Annotated in this window: 19 protein-coding genes; 10 read left to right on the forward strand and 9 right to left on the reverse strand. The window is 62.3% G+C overall.

Features of this window, described 5'->3' with window-relative positions:
- Positions 1–6 precede the first annotated feature (6 nt).
- The 3 genes from R4P65_RS07865 (at position 7) to R4P65_RS07875 (ending at position 2,461) form a co-directional block, all read left to right on the forward strand.
- Entirely contained in the window at positions 7–627 is a 621-nt protein-coding gene (locus tag R4P65_RS07865; RefSeq protein WP_317826076.1) for a LysE/ArgO family amino acid transporter, read from the forward strand.
- 106 nt (positions 628–733) lie between these two features.
- Positions 734–2,056 (forward strand): ClC family H(+)/Cl(-) exchange transporter, encoded by a 1,323-nt coding sequence (locus tag R4P65_RS07870; protein ID WP_317826077.1) that lies wholly within the window; start codon positions 734–736, stop codon positions 2,054–2,056.
- Between the two features lie 48 nt (positions 2,057–2,104).
- Positions 2,105–2,461, forward strand: a complete 357-nt coding sequence (locus tag R4P65_RS07875) for a DUF4440 domain-containing protein (RefSeq protein ID WP_317826078.1) — start codon at positions 2,105–2,107, stop codon at positions 2,459–2,461.
- Positions 2,462–2,489: 28 nt separating this feature from the next.
- On the opposite strand, the gene R4P65_RS07880 is transcribed toward R4P65_RS07875, so the two are convergent.
- The 3 genes from R4P65_RS07880 to R4P65_RS07890 form a co-directional block, all read right to left on the reverse strand.
- Entirely contained in the window at positions 2,490–3,677 is a 1,188-nt protein-coding gene (locus R4P65_RS07880) for a 4-hydroxybenzoate 3-monooxygenase (RefSeq protein ID WP_317826079.1), read from the reverse strand.
- Positions 3,678–3,776: 99 nt separating this feature from the next.
- The gene (locus R4P65_RS07885) at positions 3,777–4,529 is read right to left on the reverse strand and encodes an IclR family transcriptional regulator (RefSeq protein WP_317826080.1); all 753 of its coding nucleotides are present in this window, start codon (positions 4,527–4,529) and stop codon (positions 3,777–3,779) included.
- A gap of 66 nt (positions 4,530–4,595) precedes the next feature.
- Positions 4,596–5,963, reverse strand: a complete 1,368-nt coding sequence (locus R4P65_RS07890) for an NAD(P)/FAD-dependent oxidoreductase (RefSeq protein WP_317826081.1) — start codon at positions 5,961–5,963, stop codon at positions 4,596–4,598.
- A 124-nt stretch (positions 5,964–6,087) separates the two neighbouring features.
- Here R4P65_RS07890 and R4P65_RS07895 point away from each other — a divergent pair, with 124 nt between their 5' ends.
- The 5 genes from R4P65_RS07895 to R4P65_RS07915 all read left to right on the forward strand — a co-directional run bounded on the left by R4P65_RS07895 (position 6,088) and on the right by R4P65_RS07915 (position 11,251).
- Entirely contained in the window at positions 6,088–6,978 is an 891-nt protein-coding gene (locus R4P65_RS07895; protein ID WP_230816016.1) for a LysR family transcriptional regulator, read from the forward strand.
- Positions 6,979–7,070: 92 nt separating this feature from the next.
- Positions 7,071–8,534 carry a benzaldehyde dehydrogenase gene (locus tag R4P65_RS07900; protein WP_317826082.1) on the forward strand — a complete coding sequence of 488 codons (1,464 nt, stop codon included), beginning with the start codon at positions 7,071–7,073 and terminating at the stop codon, positions 8,532–8,534.
- A 154-nt stretch (positions 8,535–8,688) separates the two neighbouring features.
- Entirely contained in the window at positions 8,689–10,194 is a 1,506-nt protein-coding gene (locus R4P65_RS07905; RefSeq protein ID WP_317826083.1) for an MFS transporter, read from the forward strand.
- Between the two features lie 45 nt (positions 10,195–10,239).
- Positions 10,240–10,587, forward strand: a complete 348-nt coding sequence (locus tag R4P65_RS07910; RefSeq protein ID WP_317826084.1) for a hypothetical protein — start codon at positions 10,240–10,242, stop codon at positions 10,585–10,587.
- Complete coding sequence (locus R4P65_RS07915) at positions 10,580–11,251, forward strand: Dabb family protein (RefSeq protein ID WP_317826085.1); 672 nt, start codon at positions 10,580–10,582, stop codon at positions 11,249–11,251. Before R4P65_RS07910 ends, R4P65_RS07915 begins: the two co-directional genes overlap by 8 nt.
- On the opposite strand, the gene R4P65_RS07920 is transcribed toward R4P65_RS07915, so the two are convergent.
- Both R4P65_RS07920 and R4P65_RS07925 read right to left on the reverse strand, forming a co-directional pair.
- The gene (locus tag R4P65_RS07920; RefSeq protein ID WP_317826086.1) at positions 11,234–12,163 is read right to left on the reverse strand and encodes an alpha/beta hydrolase; all 930 of its coding nucleotides are present in this window, start codon (positions 12,161–12,163) and stop codon (positions 11,234–11,236) included. The two genes, R4P65_RS07915 and R4P65_RS07920, sit on opposite strands and share 18 nt — an antisense overlap.
- A 175-nt stretch (positions 12,164–12,338) precedes the next feature.
- Positions 12,339–13,421 (reverse strand): TerC family protein, encoded by a 1,083-nt coding sequence (locus tag R4P65_RS07925; protein WP_230816010.1) that lies wholly within the window; start codon positions 13,419–13,421, stop codon positions 12,339–12,341.
- A gap of 225 nt (positions 13,422–13,646) precedes the next feature.
- Between R4P65_RS07925 and R4P65_RS07930 the strand changes: the two genes are divergently transcribed.
- A complete protein-coding gene (locus R4P65_RS07930; protein WP_317826087.1) occupies positions 13,647–13,994 on the forward strand; it encodes a hypothetical protein in 348 nt (115 codons plus the stop codon).
- Positions 13,995–13,998: 4 nt separating this feature from the next.
- Here the strand turns inward: R4P65_RS07930 and R4P65_RS07935 are convergent, their stop codons facing one another.
- Positions 13,999–15,231 carry a PucR family transcriptional regulator gene (locus tag R4P65_RS07935; RefSeq protein ID WP_230816008.1) on the reverse strand — a complete coding sequence of 411 codons (1,233 nt, stop codon included), beginning with the start codon at positions 15,229–15,231 and terminating at the stop codon, positions 13,999–14,001.
- 167 nt (positions 15,232–15,398) lie between these two features.
- Here R4P65_RS07935 and R4P65_RS07940 point away from each other — a divergent pair, with 167 nt between their 5' ends.
- Positions 15,399–16,226, forward strand: coding sequence for an SDR family oxidoreductase (locus R4P65_RS07940; protein ID WP_317826088.1), 828 nt, complete (start codon positions 15,399–15,401; stop codon positions 16,224–16,226).
- On the opposite strand, the gene R4P65_RS07945 is transcribed toward R4P65_RS07940, so the two are convergent.
- The 3 genes from R4P65_RS07945 to R4P65_RS07955 form a co-directional block, all read right to left on the reverse strand.
- On the reverse strand, positions 16,227–17,450 hold the full coding sequence (locus R4P65_RS07945; RefSeq protein WP_317826089.1) for a helix-turn-helix domain-containing protein: 1,224 nt from the start codon (positions 17,448–17,450) through the stop codon (positions 16,227–16,229). It abuts the gene before it with no gap.
- A 37-nt stretch (positions 17,451–17,487) separates the two neighbouring features.
- On the reverse strand, positions 17,488–19,041 hold the full coding sequence (locus tag R4P65_RS07950) for an acetyl-CoA hydrolase/transferase family protein (protein WP_317826090.1): 1,554 nt from the start codon (positions 19,039–19,041) through the stop codon (positions 17,488–17,490).
- Between the two features lie 82 nt (positions 19,042–19,123).
- Complete coding sequence (locus R4P65_RS07955; RefSeq protein ID WP_317826091.1) at positions 19,124–20,767, reverse strand: AMP-binding protein; 1,644 nt, start codon at positions 20,765–20,767, stop codon at positions 19,124–19,126.
- Positions 20,768–20,776: the final 9 nt, after the last annotated feature.

Genomic DNA, 20,776 nt, shown 5'->3' on the forward strand with positions numbered 1-20,776 from the left:
GACAACATGCTCAGCACCACCGACCCTGCGTCGGCCCTCGTCGGTTTCGGAGTCGGACTCTCTCTGATCGTCGCAATCGGCGCACAGAATGCATTCGTCCTTCGCCAAGGCCTGACGCGCTCGCACGTACTCCCGATCGTCGCAGTCTGCACCGTCTCAGACGCAGTTCTGATCCTTGCAGGCATCAGCGGAATCGGGGCCCTCCTCGAACACGCACCGTCTCTGATCACTGCCGTTCGCATCGCCGGTGCCCTTTTCCTACTCAGCTATGCACTCTTCGCTGCCAAACGAGCACTTCGACCGCAGACGTTGGCACCGGATCAGCATGGCAACGGGTCGAGGCTTACCGCCGTCACGATGGCATTGGCACTCACCTGGCTGAATCCACACGTCTATCTCGACACCGTTGTCCTGATGGGTTCAATTGCCAACGGTCGCGGCGAGATCGGACGGTGGTGGTTTGCGGCTGGCGCCATCACCGCAAGTGCAGTCTGGTTCAGCGCCCTCGGTTACGGCGCACGTCTGCTGACACCGCTTTTTGCAAAACCCAGTGCCTGGCGGGTTCTCGACGCTCTGATCGCCGTGATGATGACAGTTCTCGGAATCAGTCTGCTCACCGAATTGTGACCCGTCGATACAAACACTTTCCGGTGTCGGGATGGGTTACCGTCCAAGGTGAGGAAGGCTCAATTCACCTGCCGAGAGTTGTGACCATCAGGTAGGGCTGATCACGATGACCGAGGACGATGTCGACTCCGAACCGCGTGCCTCCAACCGCGGACTGGGCTTGCTGTGTCTACTTGCTGCAGTCGCCGGCGTCGTTGTCGGATTTGTCGGCGGCGCGTTCCGATGGTGCCTGATCCGGGCCGACGAACTTCGTCAGACGATCGTGAACTGGGCGCATCACGTTCCGTATGTCGGGTGGCTCGTGCCGGTTGTCCTGGTGGCCTTGTGCACCGTACTTGCCGTTCTGATCGTCAGACGAGTACCCCTCGCACAGGGAAGCGGGATCCAGCACGTAGAGGCAGTGTCCCGCGGTGAGGCTAGACCGCCGGGAATCAATCTCGTGCCTGCCAGATTCATCGGCGGGCTCTTGGCGATCGGCTCCGGTCTGGTTCTCGGCCGTGAAGGCCCCACCGTACATATGGGTGCGGCGATCGGGGCAGAAGCGGGACGGCGGGCCCGCCTTGCCGAACCGGACGTCGCTATGCTGCAAACATCCACGGCCGGAGCAGGACTCGCCGTCGCGTTCAACGCGCCGATCGCCGGCGCACTGTTCGTCTGCGAGGAGGTGACGCACTCGTTCCGGCTGCGCACCGTTCTGCCAACGCTTTTCGGCGTTTCGGTCGCGGTCGGCTCTGCGCGACTTGTCATCGGCGATCAACCAGATTTCGAGGTCGGCACCGTGCCGACACCTCAACTCGCACTCTTGCCGCTGTTTGTCGTCTTCGGAATTCTCACCGGGCTACTGGGTATCGCGTACAACCGCTTGATTCTAGGAATACTCGATATCGTTGCACGACTCGACAGGATCCCACCGACCGTCATCGGCGCAATGATCGGCGCCGTCATAGGCCTGACGCTGTTCCTCGACCCACTGGCCGGTGGGGGTGGTGACGTCCTTGCACAGATGATCGTCGGTGGCAGGACCTTCGTTCTGCCGATTCTGCTGCTGTACTTGGTGGTTCGGTTCTTCACGGGCCCACTGTCGTACGCCGCTGGAACTCCCGGCGGACTTTTCGCTCCCCTACTCGCACTCGGCGCACTCTGGGGGTCGATCTTCACCGGACTGTCGAGCTTCGTGCCCGGAGTCGGCGCCGGACTCACGATCACCATGGCCACCGTAGGCATGGCCGCGTTCTTCGGTGCCGTAGTACGCGCACCATTCACCGGCATCGTGATCGTGATCGAGATGACAGCGGTGACGTCGACGCTGGTCCCGATGCTCGCGGCCACGGCCGCAGCGGTATTCGTCGCTACCTTGGCAGGGTCGGCCCCCATCTACGACAGTCTCCGAGAACGGATGTTGGAAGCGCGGCGCCCGCCTCTGGGATGATCATGATCAACATCGGGCCCGCCATAATGTGTACGTTGAGGAGCATCCATGACCCCACGAACCGACGTCGGGGAAGTCCTCGCCCTGGAGCGGGAATTGCAAACTGTCGAATGCAGGCGCAACAGCGCACGTGTGCTCGCGTTGCTTGCGGAAGACTTCATCGAGATTGGCGCGTCGGGTAGCGTCTGGGACCTCCCGTCGACAGTTGAATCGCTGCGGAAAGAACCCATCGACGGCGACGCCATCGAAGTCCACAATATGACCGGTCGAATCATCGACGACGGATACGTCCTCACGCAGTGGGATTCGGTTCGCGGGATGCGTCGCGCGCGGCGCACATCCCTGTGGCGACGCGCCCCGGTCGGATGGCAACTGGTACACCATCAAGGCACGCCGCTCCACTGATTACGCGCCGCAAATCTGCGAATACTCTCTAGATCAAGGGCGTTCCGACATAGTTCTCGGCAATCAAGGTTCGTCCGGCCACCGAACGCGTGACCATGTCCAGTTCGGCCAACTGACGACGATGGCCGAAACCGCTGTCGTCTGGCAAGCGATGGAGCATCGACGACATCCACCACGAAAAGTGCTGCGTCCGCCACACTCGCGGCAGCACCGTTTCGGTGTACCCGTCCAGCATCTTTCGGTCGGACGAGGTGAAGAAAATGTCCATTGCCTTTGCCAGAGCGTAAACGTCGGCAATCGCGAGATTCATTCCCTTCGCGCCGGTCGGCGGCACGGTGTGCGCCGCATCCCCTGCAAGAAACAGGTTGCCGTGCTGCATCGGCTCACAGACGAAACTGCGGAACTGAAGGACCGACTTCTGAAAGATCTTGCCGTCCTTGATCTCTGCGCCCTCACCGTCGACTCGCATGTGCAGCTCGTCCCAGATTCGATCGTCGGACCAGTTGTCCACGGAGTCGTCCGGATCGACCTGAAGATAATGACGCTGCACCTCGGGCGTCCGTGTGCTGATCAGCGCAAACCCACGCTCGTGGTTGGCGTAGATCAATTCTTCCGATGACGGCGGCGCCTCGGCCAGGATGCCGAACCATGCGAAGGGATACTGCCGAAAATGATCCGTGCGGATCGCCGGTTCGGGAATCAGCTTTCGCGTTTCGGTTCGTGACCCGTCGCAACCGGCCACCAGGAAGCACTCGAGCTTCTGGTCGCTTCCGTCCGAGTCGACGAAAGTAATACTCGGGCGACCTGATTCGTGATCGTGTACTCGCGCGTCGGTCACTCCGAATCGAATGTCCCCGCCATCAGCGAGGCGTCGCGCAATCAGGTCCTTGAGCACCTCGTGCTGCGGGTACACCGTGACTGCGCGCCCGCCGGTCAGTTCGTCGAATGCGATGCGGTGCCCTCGCCCACCGAATCGCAACTCGATTCCGTGATGTTCGAGACCTTCTCGCTTCAGTCGGTCACCGAGTCCGGTCTCAACCATGAGATCAACGGTGTTCTGTTCGAGCACACCCGCACGAATGGTGCCTTCCACCTCTTCACGGGTGCGGCATTCAAGGACGATCGAATCGATTCCTCTCAGATACAAGAGATGCGAGAGCATCAACCCGGCGGGACCACCACCGACGATTCCGACCTGGGTGCGCAACGAAGACATACAGAGAACTCCTGAGGTGAGTGGCGATTGAGACCACCCTCAACCACGGCCGCTCCCCGGAACAGCTGCAATTTCACTCAGTGAAAGACCGAAAATGAGCTATCGAAACCCGCCGCCACCAAGCCCGCGTGATATTCCGCGAGCAGCCGCGGCCAAGGCCGGCAGTAAAGGAGCCGGATCCTGCTCCACCGGAACAACTGTCGACACCGCTGCGACGACATTGCCGCCGGCTTCGCGGACCGGAGCGGCGACGGCAAGAGTTCCAACGTTCAGATACTCACGACACACCACGAATCCGGTGCGTCTGATCTCGTCGAGAGTTGCTCTCAAGATGCGCTCGGACGTAATGGTTTTGGGTGTGAACGCCTCGAGGCCGGCTCGGAGGACGTCGTCGAGAAGCTCGGTTCCGCCGTGCGCCAGGAGAATCAATCCACCGCTGGACGCGTGCAACGGCAACCTACCGCCGGCGCGGCCGACCACGGTGACGGCGCCACGCGAGGACAAGCGCTCGAGGTACAGAGCCTCGGTGCCCTCACGGACAACCAACTGCACGTTCTCCCGGGTGACCTCGTAAAGGTCCTCGAGGAACGGCAACGCCACCTGTCTCAGACCGTGCGCCCCGGGAGCGAGAGCGCCGATCTCCCACAACCGGACCCCGACCTGGTATTTGCCGTCGCTCCGACGCTCGAGGGCGCCGGCAGCGACCAATTGCCCACACAGTCGATGGACGGTGGGCAGAGGCAGATCGGTGCGGCGACTGATCTCCGATTGAGTCAACCGAGGAGACGTCGCATCGAAGGCACCGAGCACGATAAATGCCCGGCCGATCAACGAACGGTCGCCTGATGCCATTCACACAGTGTGACTCACTAAGCCGTGTGACTGGCATCAGGCGAAACGTGTTCAGACGGTGCAGAGCTACGCGGAGTGCGCCAATTCCGGTTCGCGTTCGGTCACCGGCGGCGCGGCCTCGATCTTCATCGGCTCCTGCGCGTAATGGAAGTGCGGACGACGGTGGCCGATGAACGAACCGAACCACGACATCACAGCGACGTACCGATTGCGGAAGCCCACCAGGTACATCACGTGCACGGCCAGCCACATGAACCAGGCGATCGTGCCCTTGAACTCGACCTTGCGGACGCGACACACAGCGCTGAATCGGCTGATGATCGACATGCTGCCCTTGTCGAAGTATTTGAAAGGCGTTCCGGCCTTGACCTTTCCGTTCACAGTCTTCGCGGCGTGACGGCCACCCTGCATTGCAACGGGCGACTGACCCGGCAGACCGTTCAGCGAAGTCATGTCGCCGATGGCAAAGACGTTGGCAAACCCGCCGACGGTCAAGTCCGGATTGATGAGCAGACGACCTGCGCGGTCACTCTCACAACCGGTTGCCTCTCCGAGCACTGCAGCGAAGTCGTTCGCGCGTACACCGGCCGACCAGATGACGGTCTCGGCGTCGATGCGCTTCTCTTCCTTGGTCTTTGCCGAAGAGACGGTGACACCGTGCTCGTCGATGGCGGTGACCATGGTGTTGAGGACCACCTCGACACCCGACTTCTCGAGCGAGGCCTGCGTGTACTCACTGAGCTTGCCGCCGAAGGCCGGAAGCGCTACACCGGCGCCTTCGACCATGGTGACGGTGACCTCGTCGGCACTGATGTTGTTGATGGCCTTCGCAAAGTAGCGACGCGCCAGTTCCTTGATCTGTCCGGCGAGCTCGACGCCGGTCGCGCCTGCACCCACGACAACAAAGCTGAGCAGGTTGCGGCGAACCAGCGCGTCGTTGGTGGTGTGGGCTTCTTCGAAGCAGCGCAGGATCTGCTTGCGCAGCACCTCGGCATCCTCGACGGTCTTGAGCTTGTAGGTGACCTTCTCGAACTCGTCATGACCGAAGTACGCCTGCGTGGCACCGGTGGCTGCGATGAGCGAGCGGTACCCGAGCGTATGGCGGGTACCCGAGGCTTCGTAGACGACGGTGTTCTCTTCTGCGTTGACCTCGACGACGCGGCCGAGGCGCACGTCGGCGTTGGGGTACTTCTGCAGGATCGTGCGGATGGGCGGAGCAACCTCACCCGCCGACAGAACACCCGTCGCCACCTGGTAGAGCAGCGGCTGGAAGAGGTGCTCGGTGGTGGCGGAGATGAGGACGAACGGCGTCTTGGACTTCGCGAGGGTCTTGGCCGCGGCGAGGGCTCCGAATCCCGAACCGACGATCACTACCTGAGTCTGCTCGTGTCCAGTCGCGTCGATGTCTGCGCGACCCGCAGCTGTTCTATCCACAACAAATCTCCTCAACCAAATTGAAAGTATGACTATTACGGTATGGACTGATCATGGGTCCGGTCCAGCTAGCTGGAGTATTCGCAAGACTGTTATCTCGATCGCTCATAAGTAAGCTGTCCTCATGGACTTCCGCCAACTCAAGTACTTCCTCGTCGTGAGCGAGGAACTGAGCTTCAGTCGAGCTGCGGAGCGCTGCTTCATCTCGCAGTCGGCGATCAGCCACCAGGTCGCGCGACTGGAGAAGGAACTGGGCGCGACGCTCTTCGAACGCTCGACCCGAGCTGTTCGGCTGGCCCCGGCAGGATCGCGACTGGTGCCCATCGCGCAGCAAGTCCTCAGCCTCGAGACGATGGCGTACTCAGTCGCGCGCGACCCGAGAGCCCGGATCCGGATCACCGGAAACATGAGCTTTGCCGCTCAGACGCTGGACGCCATCGCACACGTACGCGAACTTCACCCCGACCTGGACGTCGAGTTCGTCATCAAGAGTTTTGCCCACCGCATGGACGCCGTGGCCTCCGGCGATGCGGACATCGCACTGATTCGCGGCGGCGTCGACCGCCCCGGGCTCGAGCCCCTGGACCTCGGCGTCGAGGACCTCTTGGTCGTCATGTCGAGCCGGCACCCCCTGGCCGGCCAGCAAAGCGTCGATCTCAACGATCTGGCCGCATATCCCCTGCTCTTGCCGCCACGCCAAAGCCAGGTGCTCATCCACAAGGTGGTCGAGGACGCGTTTCGCGAAATAGATCGACGCGTACAACTGGGCCCCGCAATTCCGAGCGACCACACCGCCACGCTGGACGTGATCACCAACCCTCGAGCCTGGACCCTGCTGTATTCGATCACCGCCGGCGAATCTCCACGTGCTGGAATCAGCTTCATGCGAGAATCGCATGGCCGCTTGCGAATTCCGGTGTCCGGGGTGACCCGCAGCGGCATCACCTACTCCACCGAGTTCGCCGATCTGATCCAAGCACTCAAGGACGCAATGAACCCGTCTTTCACTGAATGAAAGTGCGATGGCGATCGACCTCCTCGCAGAGCAACGTAGTGGGCAACCATGTGATGCGGCGCGCAGTCGCATCCCTTTCTCGAGGAGCGGCCATGTCGAGTTTGTTGAGTGAACCTGTGTGGGAATCGAAGATCTTCGACGGTGAATGGATCCGCGGTAACGCCGAAGATCGGATTGTCGTCGAACCGGCCACGGGCAAGCAGTTGACGACGGTGGGCATGGCAACACCAGACGACGTGGCAGCCGCTGCGACAAAAGCTACTGCAGCTCAGAAGGATTGGGCAGCACGACCCTACACCGAACGCGCCGCCGTTCTGCGCCGCGCCGGTCAATTGTTCGAGCAGTACGCCGACGAAATCGGGGAATGGGTGATCCGGGAAGCCGGCAGCATCCCGGCCAAGGCCGGACTGGAAACCCATACCGCTGCCGAGGAGTGCTACAACGCCGCAGCCCTGGCCGCACACCCCGTGGGTGAAGTACTGCGCTCGGAGCAACCTCGACTGAGCTTCTCTCGTCGCGTACCCGTCGGAACCGTCGGCGTCATCGCACCTTTCAACTTTCCGATCATCCTGTCGATTCGTGCAGTCGCTCCCGCACTGGCACTGGGTAATTCGGTGATCCTCAAGCCTGACCCGCGCACGGCGATCTGTGGCGGTGTGGTTCTCGCTCGCATCTTCGAAGAGGCCGGCTTGCCTGCCGGCGTGTTCAGCATGCTGCCGGGCGGCGCTGACGCCGGTGAGGCAATCGTGGTTCATCCGAGCGTTCGCGTCATCGCATTCACCGGGTCGACCCGGGCGGGACGGGCTGTCGGCGAACTGGCGGGCCGCCACCTCAAACGAGCGCATCTCGAACTCGGCGGCAACAACGCGCTGATCGTCATGGACGACGTCGACCTCGAAAAAGCCGCATCTGTCGGCGCTTTCGGCTCATTCATGCACCAGGGGCAGATCTGCATGACCACCGGCCGTCAACTGGTCCACGAAAGTATCGCTGCCGACTACACCGCACTCCTTGCCGAACGCGCCGACAAGCTTCCGGTAGGCGACCCGTTCACCGGTCAGGTCGCACTCGGTCCCATCATCGACGCCAAACAACGCGACCACATCCACTCCCTGGTCACCGGAAGCATCGCGGCCGGAGCAAAACTGGCTGCCGGTGGCACCTACGAGGATCTCTTCTACCGGCCCACCGTGCTGGCTGACACCCCACTGACCGCCCCGGCCTTCGCCGACGAGGTCTTCGGGCCGGTCGCACCGGTGACCTCCTTTGCCACCGTCGAACAAGCCGTCGCCATCGCCAACGATTCCGAATACGGATTGTCGCTGGGCATTCTGACCTCCGACGCCATGCGCGGACTCGAACTCGCCCAACAGATCCCCACCGGCCTCGTACACATCAACGATCAGACGGTCGGCGACGAAGCCGTCATCCCGTTCGGCGGCATGGCATCTTCGGGTAACGGTGGTCGCGTCGGCGGTATCGGCGCAAACCTCGACGCCTTCACCGAAACGCAGTGGGTGACGGCCCAGAGCACACTCCCGATCTACCCCTTCTAGTCCGTCAAACACCGAGCTAGACCGATAAATACCAGGCGCGACCCAGGGACTCACTGACCAGCATTGACGGGATCGATCTCGCGGACTTACGATCCAGAGAAAATTACTTCGCCACATTAAGCATTTTCTCTTGTAATTCCCGAGAAGGACCCACTTGACGAATTCAGTGACCACCGACAGTGCTGCGCAGCCAACGGTTTGCGACACCCCGGATGTATCCGTCGTAACATCACCGCGCCGCGAGGCCGTCATCATCGGGGCCCTCAGCCTGGCCGCGATGATCGTCTCCATGATGCAGACGCTGCCCGTTCCGATCTTGGGACGCATTCAGTCCGATCTGGGCGCATCCGCGGCTGGAATCAGCTGGGTGACGACGGCGACGTTGCTCTCGGCCGCCGTCTTCACTCCCCTGTTGGGCCGCTACGGCGATCAGCACGGCAAGAAGCGCACGCTGGTCGGCGTTCTGATCGTGATGGTCATCGGTTCGATCGTCGCCGCGTTGGCACACAATCTGCCACTTCTCATTCTCGGACGCGTCCTCCAGGGAACTGCCACCGCCATCTTCCCGCTGGCTCTGTCGGTCCTGCGCGAAGAGGTTCGCCCACACAAGCTTCCCGGCGCGATGGCATTGGTCAGCGGAACTCTCGCATTCGGCAGCGGACTCGCCCTCGTAGCCACCGGACTTCTCACATCGGCGCCGGATGCCGACTACCGCAACGCCTTCTGGATGGCCACCGGGTTCGCGTTGCTTGCCCTCGTCGCCGTCATCACGCTGGTGCCGGCAACTAAACACAAGAGCGGTGGACGCGTCGACGTCATCGGTGCGCTGAGCCTGGGCGCTGCACTCCTTCTGCTCCTGTTGTCGATTTCGCAAGGCCACCAATGGGGTTGGTTCTCGCCCTTGACCATCGGTGTTTTCCTGGGGTCGATCGTGATGTTCGCAGTCTGGGTCTGGATCGAGAAGATCGTAGACGAACCACTGGTCGACATGCGGATGTTCGTCCACCGGCCCGTGATGATGGCGAACCTGGCGGGGGTCATGCTGGGCTTCGGAATGTTCGCCAACTTCCTGGGCATCTCCTATCTCGTCCAACTTCCCCACGCCCTCACGGGGTACGGATTCGACGCCAGCATTCTGCGTGCGTCGGTAGAATTCCTACTGCCGGGAGCGATTGCCTCGCTGATCGCAGCGCCGATCGGCGGGCGCCTCATCAGAGTGCGCGGGCCACGCTTCGTCCTGGGACTCACCGCGATCTGTGGTGCGGTGCCGTTCGCCTGGCTCGCATACGACCACACGCACACCGCATCGGTCATCGGGGCCGGCATCGTGATCGGCACCGCCGTCAGCCTGGGTTACGCGGCCATGCCCGCGATCATCATGTCGAGCGTTCCGCATCGCCAGAGTGGAATAGCCAACGGCATCAACTCGATCTCGCGTTCCACCGGCAGCGCCATGGGCAGTGCAGTGGTAACCACGATTCTCGCCTCGATGACCATCGCGAATCTGCCCGAGGGCGTCGCCGCTCTGCCCAGCGAATCCGCCTTCACCGTCACGTTCGTCACCGCCGCTGTGGCCTTCGCCCTCGTCGGTTTGGTCGGATGGCTGGGTCTGCGCCCGGCACGTTCCCCAGCCCCCTCGGAACAACCTCCCGCTGCGTGAGATCGGAAGTACCGCAGGGGGTTAAGCGCACCGTAGCCTGCGCAGATGCCAGGTGAGACGCTCTACGTGATCGACCGGATAGTCACGAATCCCGGATGCGGGCAGAAGTTTGTCGACGAATTTCGCGCCGGCTACCTGCCGAATGCCAGTCGCCGCAACCTGACTCTCGACAATATTCTTGTCAGTCCGCCGCTGTGGGCCGAGGACGAGTCCAGCATCGTCACGATCACGTGGACCGTCGAAGGGACCGCCGGTTGGTGGGCGATGACTCGTTCGAGCCGCGGTGACGGCACTCTGAGGCAATGGTGGGACGCAATGGCTCCACTCATTGCGGAACGAAGCCGCACCATGGCTGCCACCGCCGATGACGTCGAGGGACTGGCCGATGTATAACGTCACGAGGGTGGTGTTTGCAGCCGACAGCACGGACTCGGCCAACTGGGTCGATGCGATGAACACCATTGCAGCAGTGGCCGAATCGTCGGGATCAGTTCGCCATCTCGTCACCGCCACACTGCCCGGCGTCATCAACGGCGGAGATCTGATCATGCATCTCCAGTTCGAGGACGAAGCGGCGTGGCAGGCCGCTCGCGGTGCCGTTGACGCCGGACTTCACCACGGCGCCATCGAGCACTTTCACGGCGCCGAGTACGTTTCGGGCACCGAGGGCCGCTCGGGCGCCACCGGCAAGAACGGGGTGTACCGAGCGCTGCTGATTCGCGTTGCACCCCATACCTCCGAGGACGCAATCGAACGCTTCGAAAGTGACTTGCTGAAGATGCCAGGGCATATCTCCTCGATCGCTGCCTGGCGGCTCAGTCGAGTGAGTGCGGCGACCTGCGCGACATCTGCATGTGACGAAGCACCGTGGACCCATGTGTGGGAGCAGGAGTTCACCGATCTCGTGTCACTGCAGACCCAATACCTCGACCATCCGATCCATTGGGGCGTCGTTGATCGATGGTTCGACCCCGAATGCACCGAAGTCATTGTGCGGGACAGAATCTGTCATACCTTCGGCGAATTGAGCGAAGAGCTCCTATCGAGTGACGGCTGACGCCTCGCGGATCATCGCCCAAACTTTCTGTCGTGCCGGTTCCGTGAGCGACAACGACGGAATAGTGAGGAACCCGTGAAATAACCCGTCGAAGCGATGATGCTGCACGGGGACGCCGGCGGTGGCAAGCAGTTTCGCGTATTCGTCGCCGGACGAGCACGGCGGATCCAGCTCGGCTGTCACGATGACGGCCGCTGGAAGATCGGTGAACGATTCTGCCCGAGTAGGTATCACCCGCACGTCATCTCGGCACTCGGGTGCATATTGGTCCCAGTACCACTTCATGGCCGTGGTCGTGTTGTAGTGGTCGGTGCCGTAGAGACGGTAGGACTCGGTGTCGAAATCGTCGTCGATCACGGGATAGATGAGAACTTGCGCCGCAACCTCCGGACCTCCACGATCGCGGGCGGCGATAGCAACTGTCGCAGCAAGATTGCCACCCGCGCTGTCGCCGGCAAGCACGATCCTGCTCGGGTCTGCGCCGTACTCTGCCGCGTGCTTCGCTGCCCACTCTACTGCGGCATAGACGTCGTCATGTGCTGCCGGGGCGGGATGTTCAGGGGCCAGACGATAATCGACGGAGACCACAACGGCGCCGACACCTTCCGCCATGGACCGGCAGAATTCGTCATGGCTGTCCAGGTCGCAGAACACGAAGCCTCCGCCGTGAGCGAAGACGACCAGCGGAATGGCGTCGGAGGAAGTGTGCGGGCGGTAGACGCGGATCGACAGATCTCCCCCGGGACCGTCGATTGCGAGATCTTCGACCGCACGCATATCGGGAAGCCGCTCCAGCGGGGCTCGTCGATTCCGAAGCAGAGCACGTAACTCCGACGGGTCGAAGCTGGTGACGTCCGGGAATGCTGCGTTGAGCGTGGCCAGCATTGTGACGACTTCCGCGTGAATTGTCATGGGCACTCCTGATCTCGGACGTCGGGCATTCGCCAAGGTAGATCGCCCACGGCCGAGTGAGAACACACCTTCCCGATCAGTGGTCTGTTTTGTAGCGAGAGTCGTGAGCAACGAGAAGGGAGACCACACCTCGTTGTGTGGTCTCCCTTTTCGATTCGGTTCAGCCGATCAGGTGTCAGCTCCTACTGCGAGCATCCACCTTGTCATCGTCATCACGATCGCCGGTCGCGAGCTCGATGCCCGAAGCCTCTATCTCGGCTTCACTGCCTGCTTTCTCGAGCTCGACCGGAGTGTCACCGGGCGCAACCTCCTCGGCGTCAGGCGCTTCCGGTAGCGGTTTCTTGAGGCTCAGGATGATCGAGCCTGCCAACACCACGATGATCACCGCGAGGCTGACCAGTGAGGGAATCTCGGGGATCGACGTGCTGATCACCTTGTGGCTGGCCTGCATGATCAGCTTCACGCCGATGAAGGCGAGGATGATCGACAGACCCTTGGACAGGTAGTGGAACTTCTCGAGCAGACCCGAGAGCAGGAAGTACAGGGCACGCAGTCCCAAGATCGCAAACGCGTTGCTGGAGTACACGATGAACGGATCGTCACTCACTGCCAGCACTGCCGGGACGCTGTCGACTGCGAACACGAGGTCGGCGGCTTCGATGGCGACGACAACGGCGAACAGCGGTGTTGCGACGCGCTTTCCGGCTTCCTTGACGAAGAACTTGGTTCCGGCATATTCCTCACGGACCGGCATGATCTTGCGCAGCAGGCGAACTGCCAGCGAGGTTCCCGGATCGAAGCTCTCGTCGTCATCCTTGAGCAGCTTGTACGCGCTGTAGAGCAGGATGGCGGCGAAGACGAACAGCACGGCCGTGAACTTGCTGACCACGGCAACGCCGGCGGCGAGGAAAATTCCGCGGAAGATCAGGGCGCCGATGACACCGAAGAACAACACGCGGTGCTGATACTCACGGGGCACCTTGAAGTAACCGAAGATCAGGGCGAACACGAAGAGGTTGTCGACGGAGAGGCTCTTCTCCAACAGCCAGGCCGTGGTGAATTCGACGCCCGAGTTCACCCCCAAGGTCAGGGTGACAACCACCGCGAACACGAGAGACAAACCGACCCAGAGTGCACTCCACCAGGCCGCTTCCTTGAAGCCGATGACGTGCGCGCCGCGGTGGGCGAGCAGGTCGATGAGCAACATGACGACGATGACTGCGGCGAACGCGGCCCACGCCCACATGGGAACGTTCATCGCTGACCACCTACCCGAATGGCACTGATGACTGCGGTCACGGGGAGCTCCTTCACTGAGTTCGGACGGCCGTCTCGCCGTCTCCTCCAGTGTTCCTTGCCGACTTCTATCCATCCCTGTCGAAATATCGACGACTTTTACACTTGAAGTTGCCGAGACCATGCAACTTGAGGGTGTTGCGTCCGAAACCGCTGTTGGAAGGCATCTTGTTCTAGCCTGGCAGGCATGAGCACCTCGTTGTACTACTCCGCCGTCCGCACCACACCGCTGACCGATGACGAGAAGGCCGAAGTCGACCGACTCATCGCCGTCCACAACGACGAATTTCCGTTCGACTACGAGGTCCTGGACCTCTACCCGTCGGATATTCCCAACACCTTGCTCAACGGTTCCACCAAGATCTCGAGCGATCCGACCGAGGTAATCCCTTCGCTCGTCTACTGGTTCAGCGCTCTGACCGAGCTGCGCAGAGCAGTGCCGGACGCCGACTGGGACGTTTCACTCGACGACACCCCTGCCGATTGGGATGACAACTCCGGCTACTCGCTCCCCGGTCTCGACGACCTGCAGTAGCGAATCACTCGGCCGGCAAGATGCTGACCCCGTAGCTCTCCAGAGCGATGAGAGCCAACTCCGTCGGCAGGCGTCGATCGTCGACGCTGCGACCTAGTAGCGTTTCGGCCTGATCGAGTCGGTACCGCACAGTGTTCTTGTGCAGGCCGAGCGCCGCGGCCGTAGCGGCCGCGGTGCAATTGTTCTCGTAGTAGACCCGGACGGTGTCACGAAGACGCGTCGTGACACCGTCCGCGCCGGCCAGGCCCTTCAGTTCCCGAGCCACCAACGCACGCAGTTCCCCCAGATCTTCGGTAAGCAGACAGGGAACCTGAACGTCCTCGTAGACGGTGACGGGCGAAGAACCCGTCGACCGGACTGCGACGCGCTGCGCGGCGAGCGCCTCGCGATGACTGCGAGCGAATCCCTCCATTCCGTAACCGCTGGCCCCCACTGCGACACGAAGATCCGCATTCCGAGCATGATCGAGCGACGCCCACTCCAGGTGGTCGAAATGCGCGACCCACGACCACACCTCGCGCGCACCCGAAGGTAGCGTCAGCACACGCTCGCCGTTCGACTCGTCCACCAAGGAACGCGCATACGAGTCCAATCGGGCCAATACGTCTGCAGCCGGGTCGGTGTCATCCGTCCAGAGAACAAACGCAGTGTGATGGCGCCGCATCGGGTAGTCGAGAATCTGCGAAACCTCTTCGGAGTGAAGAGCTTCGCCGGCCACAAGCGCGTGCACCGTCTCGGAGCGACGCGCAAAAGCGCCGCGCGCCAAATTCTCCCGCTCCTTCGCGTAAGTGGCCACCAACAATTCGGTGGTCACCTCCAGCCATCGCATCGCCGAACCCCACACCCGAACGAGAAGTGCGCGTTTGAGTTCCGGACCGATCGGCAGTGCCTCGATCGACTCGTCGACGAAGCCCAGCATCGCGAGGCGTCCGGCGCCGTAGATCTTGAGCAGGACTCGAAGATCCATTCCGCGCCTGGCAACGGTGAGCGCAAGCGCAACCGACTCCGCCGGCGGCGTGACCTCCTGGGAACCGCCCGCGATCGCGGCCACGATGACGCGGAGCTGCGCCGCGGTGCTTGCATCCACATCGCGTCGCAGCTCCCTGTCCGCTGCGACTTCCGGATTGGCCAGGGCAATGGCGTCGTCGATGCGTTGGACAAAACCGTCGATCACCTCCGGCTGGAGATAGATGGGTGCGAGATTTGCAATCCAGCCGTCCAACTCCGATGTGTCCATATCCGCCTCCCCGATTCGTGGCCCTAATTGTGACTTTGTCACAAACCTGGCGTTTGGGTTCGGCCACCAAGGCCTAGTAACCCGGTTTCGGCTGGTCCACAATCACATCTCACTGCAGATTCATCTCACTGCAACCCCATCCCCTATCTTTGGAGACGCTGGAGCAAATGAACAAGCCTTTCGACGGTCAGGTAGTGGTCATCACCGGCGGCGCCCGAGGCATCGGATACGCCACCGCGAAGCGGCTCATCAGCCTCGGTGCGACGGTCGCGATCGGCGACATCGACGAAGACACTTTGATGCAGGCGGCGCAGGATCTGGGCATCCGCACGTTCAGCCGCCTCGACGTCACCGATCCCGCATCGTTCTTCGACTTCCTCGACACCGTCGAAGGTGAACTCGGCCCGATCGACGTACTGGTCAACAATGCGGGCATCATGCCGGTCGGCCGGATCGTCGACGAGGACGACACCGTGACCAGGCGCATCATCGAGATCGACGTCCTCGGCGTGATTACGGGAACCAAGCTCGCATTGCGGCGGATGCTGCCGCGGGGGCGCGGACACGTCATCAATATCGCTTCGCTTGCCGGCGAACTCCCCTGCCCTGGTTTGTCGACCTACTGCGGCGCCAAGCATGCAGTCTTGGGATTCACCGATTCGGTCCGCAAGGAAGTTCGTGGCACCGGAGTGCACGTCTCGTCCGTATTGCCGACGCTCACCAACACCCAACTCACCTCAGGCACTTCGGGAATGAAGGGATTCCGCGAGGTTCAGCCGGAAGAGATCGCCGAAGCCATCGTCGGATTGATCACCAAACCTCGACCACGCGTGCGCATTACGCGAGCGTCCGGACTACTCGTCCAGGCACAAGGGTTCTTCCCCCGTCGACCGTACGAGGCATTGAGCCGCCTGTTCGGCGTCGAAACGCAGTTTCTCGGCGACGTCGACATCGCAGCGCGCGCTTCCTACGAGGAGCGTGCCCGCGCAAGCTGATCAGGTCAGCTCGGAAGCAGGCCAATCGAGCAGCTTCGCGCCCAGTACAGCGGCGTGCAGCGCGAAGCTGTCGTTGGGGTCGTTGACGTTCTGGCCGGTGAGTTCACGGATACGGTCCAACCGGTACGTCACCGCGCGGACAGACAGATGTAGGTCTCGGGCGGTCTTCGCCGTGTTGCCGCCGGCGGAGAAGTACGCAAGCAGTGTGTCGATCATCGGCCCAGCGCCGCCGCGCGCCTCGAGCAGCGGTGTGAGAAGCGTCTGGATCAGGTCGGTGACCGCTGGTCTGTCGTTGACCAGGACTCGGTAGACCAGCAGATCGCGAGCGTCGATGATCGGCGCGTTCAACGACAGTCGCTGCGCCAGGTCGAGTGCGTCGAGTGCCTCCCGGTACGACGCCACCACACCCGAAGCGGTGGCGCGCGGGCGCCCGACCGCGATCTGCCAAGTGCCGTCCAATACGCGTCGCTGCAACTGCACTCGCCCGTCGTTATCGGTTACGGGGCCTGGTCCTGGTCCGAGAGCCGACCGAATGCCGGCCAGCACGTGGTCGACGGCATCGCGGTCCGGCGCCGCGAAAACGACGACCAGTTTGCCGCTCTTGCTGGCAACCAACGCGTCGGCGTCACCCTTGCTGCCCAGAACGGCACGTTCGACAGCCCGCACCAAAGGGTTGTCGTCGGTGAACTCGCGGGCAGCGTTCACTACCGCCACGGCATGCGGACCACTGAGGTGGAGACCGAATCCTGAAGCACGACCCAATAATCCGACGACGTCAGCGCCGCCGGTCAACAAGTCGTCGACGAACTCGCGGCGTGCCGATACCTGCGAACGAACCAGCGATCGCCTCGCCAACTGAAATCCTTCGGCCAATTCGGCCACGGCATCGTCGACGGCGCGCAGCATGACTTCACCGGCGGCGACTACGGCAGTCGGATCCGATTGTGCCGCAACAACAGCGGGAAGCTCACGCCACAGGCGCCAAGCCGAGGAGAGATACAGATCGAGCAGGGCTCGCAGGGCCACACCCTGCTGCGCCGCTTCTTCACCGCGGGCGCGGAAACGGTGCAGCTGACGTCGCTGCAGCGGTTTCCCCTCGCATACGGCGACACTGAGCACTTCCAGGAAATCACCCAGCAGTTCGACGGGTAGGCCACCAGCGTCGTCCGCCCCCGCCGCGGCGACACGGCGTATGGCGTCGTCAGTTACCCCGGTTCGGCTCACCCTCGCATTCTCTCACTGTCAGCGGAATTGCCCGGCGTCAGGAAAGGCGCATCGAACCCGTGTCGATGTACCGCTGATGGAACGAGAATGCCTCGCCCAGGATGTGCGGCGTCTGCCCCGCGCCCGGCTGAGCGTCGGCGCGAGCGATGTAATCGCGGAGCAGTGGCCGGAACTCCGGGTGAGCACAGTTGTCGACGATCAGGCGCGCGCGTCGCCGCGGAGACAGACCGCGCAGATCGGCCAACCCCTGCTCGGTGACCAACACCTGAGTGTCGTGCTCGGTGTGGTCGACGTGCGGAACCATCGGAACGATCGCCGAGATCTCACCCCCGCAGGCCGTCGACGGGCTCAGGAACATGGACACGTAGCCGTTACGAGCGAAGTCTCCCGAGCCGCCGATTCCGTTCATGATCTTCGTCCCCATGACGTGCGTCGAGTTCACGTTGCCGTAGATGTCGGCCTCGAGCATGCCGTTCATGGCGATGATTCCGAGTCTGCGCACCACCTCTGGGTGGTTGCTGATTTCCTGCGGACGGAGCGTGATGTGGTTGCGGTAGAAGTCGATGTTCGCGGTCAGTTCTTCGATGCCCTCGTCGGTGAGCGCCAAAGCCGTCGACGACGCATGCGCGACGGTTCCGTCCTTGATCAGCTTGAGCATCCCGTCCTGGATGACCTCGGAGTAGCAGGTCAGGCCGCGGTACGGCCCCCGATCGAGACCGCCGAGCACCGCGTTGGCAACATTGCCGATGCCTGCCTGCAGCGGAAGCAAGGTATCCGCCGGCATCCGTCCGGCGCGCACCTCGAAGTCGAAGAATTCCAGGACGTGGCCGGCGATCGCCTCACTGACGGCGTCGGGTGCAGTGAGAGGGCTCGCGCTGTCTCGGCAGTCGGTCTCGACAACGGCCACAACCTTCGCGGGATCCACTCGGAATCTCGTCTGGCCGATCCGGTCTTCGACGCGGGTGATCTCGAGAGGCTTGCGATGCGGCGGCAACGCGGTGCCGTAGTAGACGTCGTGGATGCCTTCCATCGCCTCGGGCACCCAGGAGTTGACTTCGAGAATGACCTTGTCTGCGACGTCGAGCCACGTCTTGTTGTTGCCGATCGACGCGGAGGGAATCAGTTCACCTGATTCGGTGATACCGGCGACTTCGACGACCGCGACGTCGACGTTGCCGTAGTAGCCCTCCCACACCTGCTGAGCAACGTGGGAGAGATGGATGTCGACGTAGTCCATGCGACCGTCGTTGATGCGGCGACGCGCGGTGGCCTCGGACTGATACGGCATACGCAGCGCGATTCCGTCGACCTCGGCGAGCAGCCTTTCGGTCTCGGTGGACACCGAAGCACCGGTCAGGAGATTGATCGTGAAGTTCGATCCGTTGCCGCGGGTGTGGTGAATGCGCTCGGCCAGTGCCGGAATGATCACCTTGGGAGTACCGGCGCTTGCGAAACCGCTGATCGCGACCGTGTCGCCGGGGTGAATGAACTTCACAGCGTCGGACGCGGCCACCACCTTCGACGCAAAGGCTGTGGCGCGGATGCGGCTGGAGGTGGCTTTGTGTCCGGTCTCACCGAAAGATGAACTCACGCCACCAGGATAAACAGGGCACATCGGAGCGATTTACGGGGATAACCCAGACAGAATCGCTCCGACGTGCTACGCGCTCGGGTCAGCTGACGACGCCGTAGGCGCCCTCGCCGACCAGGCTTGCAATTCGATATTTCTGAATCTTGCCCGAGCCGGTCAGAGGAAATGCTTCTGCACTGAGCCACTCCTTGGGTGCTTTGTGGCGTGCCAGTCGCTCGGTGCAGAACTCGACCAGTTCGGCTGCGGTCGGCTGGTCGGACTCGTCTTTCCACCTGATGACGGCAACCACCCGCTCGCCCCATACCTCGTCAGGCACACCCACGACCGCCACATCGAGGATCTTCGGATGTGTGAAGATCACGGACTCGACCTCTCGCGGATAGATGTTCTCCCCGCCGCGGATGATCATGTCCTTGAGCCGGCCGGTCACCCGGACGTATCCACGCTGATCCATCGTCCCCAAGTCGCCGGTATGTAACCAACCGTCCTTGTCCACGGTGGCGGCCGAAGCCTCCGGGTTGCGGAAGTATTCGGTCATGACGAGGTACCCGCGCGCGCAGATCTCACCTTGTTCGCCGAGTGGCACGCTGTCCCCGGTCACCACGTCGGAAATCTTCACCTCGACCTGCGGCAACGCGAGACCGACCGTCTCCGATTTGTCTTCGGGGGTGTCGGCGGGGCTGGTCTGCGTGATCACGGGGCTCGCCTCGGTTTGTCCGTAGACGATGCTGAACCCAGCACCGAAGGCCGACTCCACCGTGCTCACGAGTTCGGGCGGGACCGACGACCCACCCGACACGACCACCGAACAGGTCGAGAAATCGCGGCTCGCGAAGCTGGCGTCGTTGATCATCGCGATCAGCATCGTCGGAACTCCACTGACCACATCCGCGCGAAAGCGTTCCGCCGCTTCGAGAACCGCAGTCGGGTCGAAATACTGGATCAGACCGATGGACATTCTTCGCTGTGCGGCGCCGAGGACCAGGATGCCGCACCCAGCGGTGTGGAAGAGCGGCATCGCCGACACCACCGACCCCCTTTCGGGGAATTGACCTCTCCGACTGACGAAATCGGCATTGTTGACCAGTCCTCGGTGATGCAGCAGCGCACCTTTGGGAACTCCGGTGGTTCCCGACGTGTACTGGATCTGCGCATTGTCGTCAGGAGAGACTTCGGGCAGTGCGCCCCGTTCGCCCGCCCAACCTCGAACCTGACGATCCCAATCCTCGAAGTTCACTGCCAGAACTTCTGCTCCCGCAATCGAAATCGCCTCGGATGCCACCGCCGCCATGTCACCGCCGCGAAACTTTCCGGTGTGGAACAACCCGCGGGACTGGGACTGCGACAAGACGTACGCCAACTCCTCGGCGCCCAACGCCGGATTGGCAGTCACCAGAACCATTCCGGCGAGCGCGGCGCCGTACTGCAGAATCATCCACTCCGGAATGTTCGGAGCCCAGACCGTTATCCGGTCGCCGCGGTCGAACTGCGACAAGAGGTAGTGCGCGCACCCCTCCGCTTCACCCAGGAGTTCCGCAAAGGTCCAGGTGCGATCCGTCTCGGAGGCACCGGACAACGAATGCGATTGCGTCGGAACCACTTCTCGGATTGCAATCAGGTTCGGCGAGTCCGCGGCGCACTCTCGGAGCAGCCCGCCGACCGTTTGTTCCACTATCGGGTCCGACTCGTCGGCGGGGAAGTACGACGTTTCGAGAACACTGCTCATCTCACATCC

This window comes from Rhodococcus sp. IEGM 1318, assembly GCF_033142465.1.
GTDB classification, from domain to species: Bacteria; Actinomycetota; Actinomycetes; order Mycobacteriales; family Mycobacteriaceae; genus Rhodococcus_F; species Rhodococcus_F qingshengii_B.

What these genes read in the sequence shown, in the direction of transcription:
- R4P65_RS07875 (WP_317826078.1), top strand. Translation starts at nt 2,105, where the DNA reads ATGACCCCACGAACCGACGTCGGGGAAGTCCTCGCCCTGGAGCGGGAA.
- R4P65_RS07900 (WP_317826082.1), top strand. Translation starts at nt 7,071, where the DNA reads ATGTCGAGTTTGTTGAGTGAACCTGTGTGGGAATCGAAGATCTTCGAC.
- R4P65_RS07925 (WP_230816010.1), bottom strand. Translation starts at nt 13,421, where the DNA reads ATGAACGTTCCCATGTGGGCGTGGGCCGCGTTCGCCGCAGTCATCGTC.
- R4P65_RS07885 (WP_317826080.1), bottom strand. Translation starts at nt 4,529, where the DNA reads ATGGCATCAGGCGACCGTTCGTTGATCGGCCGGGCATTTATCGTGCTC.
- R4P65_RS07870 (WP_317826077.1), top strand. Translation starts at nt 734, where the DNA reads ATGACCGAGGACGATGTCGACTCCGAACCGCGTGCCTCCAACCGCGGA.
- R4P65_RS07920 (WP_317826086.1), bottom strand. Translation starts at nt 12,163, where the DNA reads ATGACAATTCACGCGGAAGTCGTCACAATGCTGGCCACGCTCAACGCA.
- R4P65_RS07910 (WP_317826084.1), top strand. Translation starts at nt 10,240, where the DNA reads ATGCCAGGTGAGACGCTCTACGTGATCGACCGGATAGTCACGAATCCC.
- R4P65_RS07940 (WP_317826088.1), top strand. Translation starts at nt 15,399, where the DNA reads ATGAACAAGCCTTTCGACGGTCAGGTAGTGGTCATCACCGGCGGCGCC.
- R4P65_RS07865 (WP_317826076.1), top strand. Translation starts at nt 7, where the DNA reads ATGCTCAGCACCACCGACCCTGCGTCGGCCCTCGTCGGTTTCGGAGTC.
- R4P65_RS07935 (WP_230816008.1), bottom strand. Translation starts at nt 15,231, where the DNA reads ATGGACACATCGGAGTTGGACGGCTGGATTGCAAATCTCGCACCCATC.
- R4P65_RS07880 (WP_317826079.1), bottom strand. Translation starts at nt 3,677, where the DNA reads ATGTCTTCGTTGCGCACCCAGGTCGGAATCGTCGGTGGTGGTCCCGCC.
- R4P65_RS07955 (WP_317826091.1), bottom strand. Translation starts at nt 20,767, where the DNA reads ATGAGCAGTGTTCTCGAAACGTCGTACTTCCCCGCCGACGAGTCGGAC.
- R4P65_RS07915 (WP_317826085.1), top strand. Translation starts at nt 10,580, where the DNA reads ATGTATAACGTCACGAGGGTGGTGTTTGCAGCCGACAGCACGGACTCG.
- R4P65_RS07930 (WP_317826087.1), top strand. Translation starts at nt 13,647, where the DNA reads ATGAGCACCTCGTTGTACTACTCCGCCGTCCGCACCACACCGCTGACC.
- R4P65_RS07895 (WP_230816016.1), top strand. Translation starts at nt 6,088, where the DNA reads ATGGACTTCCGCCAACTCAAGTACTTCCTCGTCGTGAGCGAGGAACTG.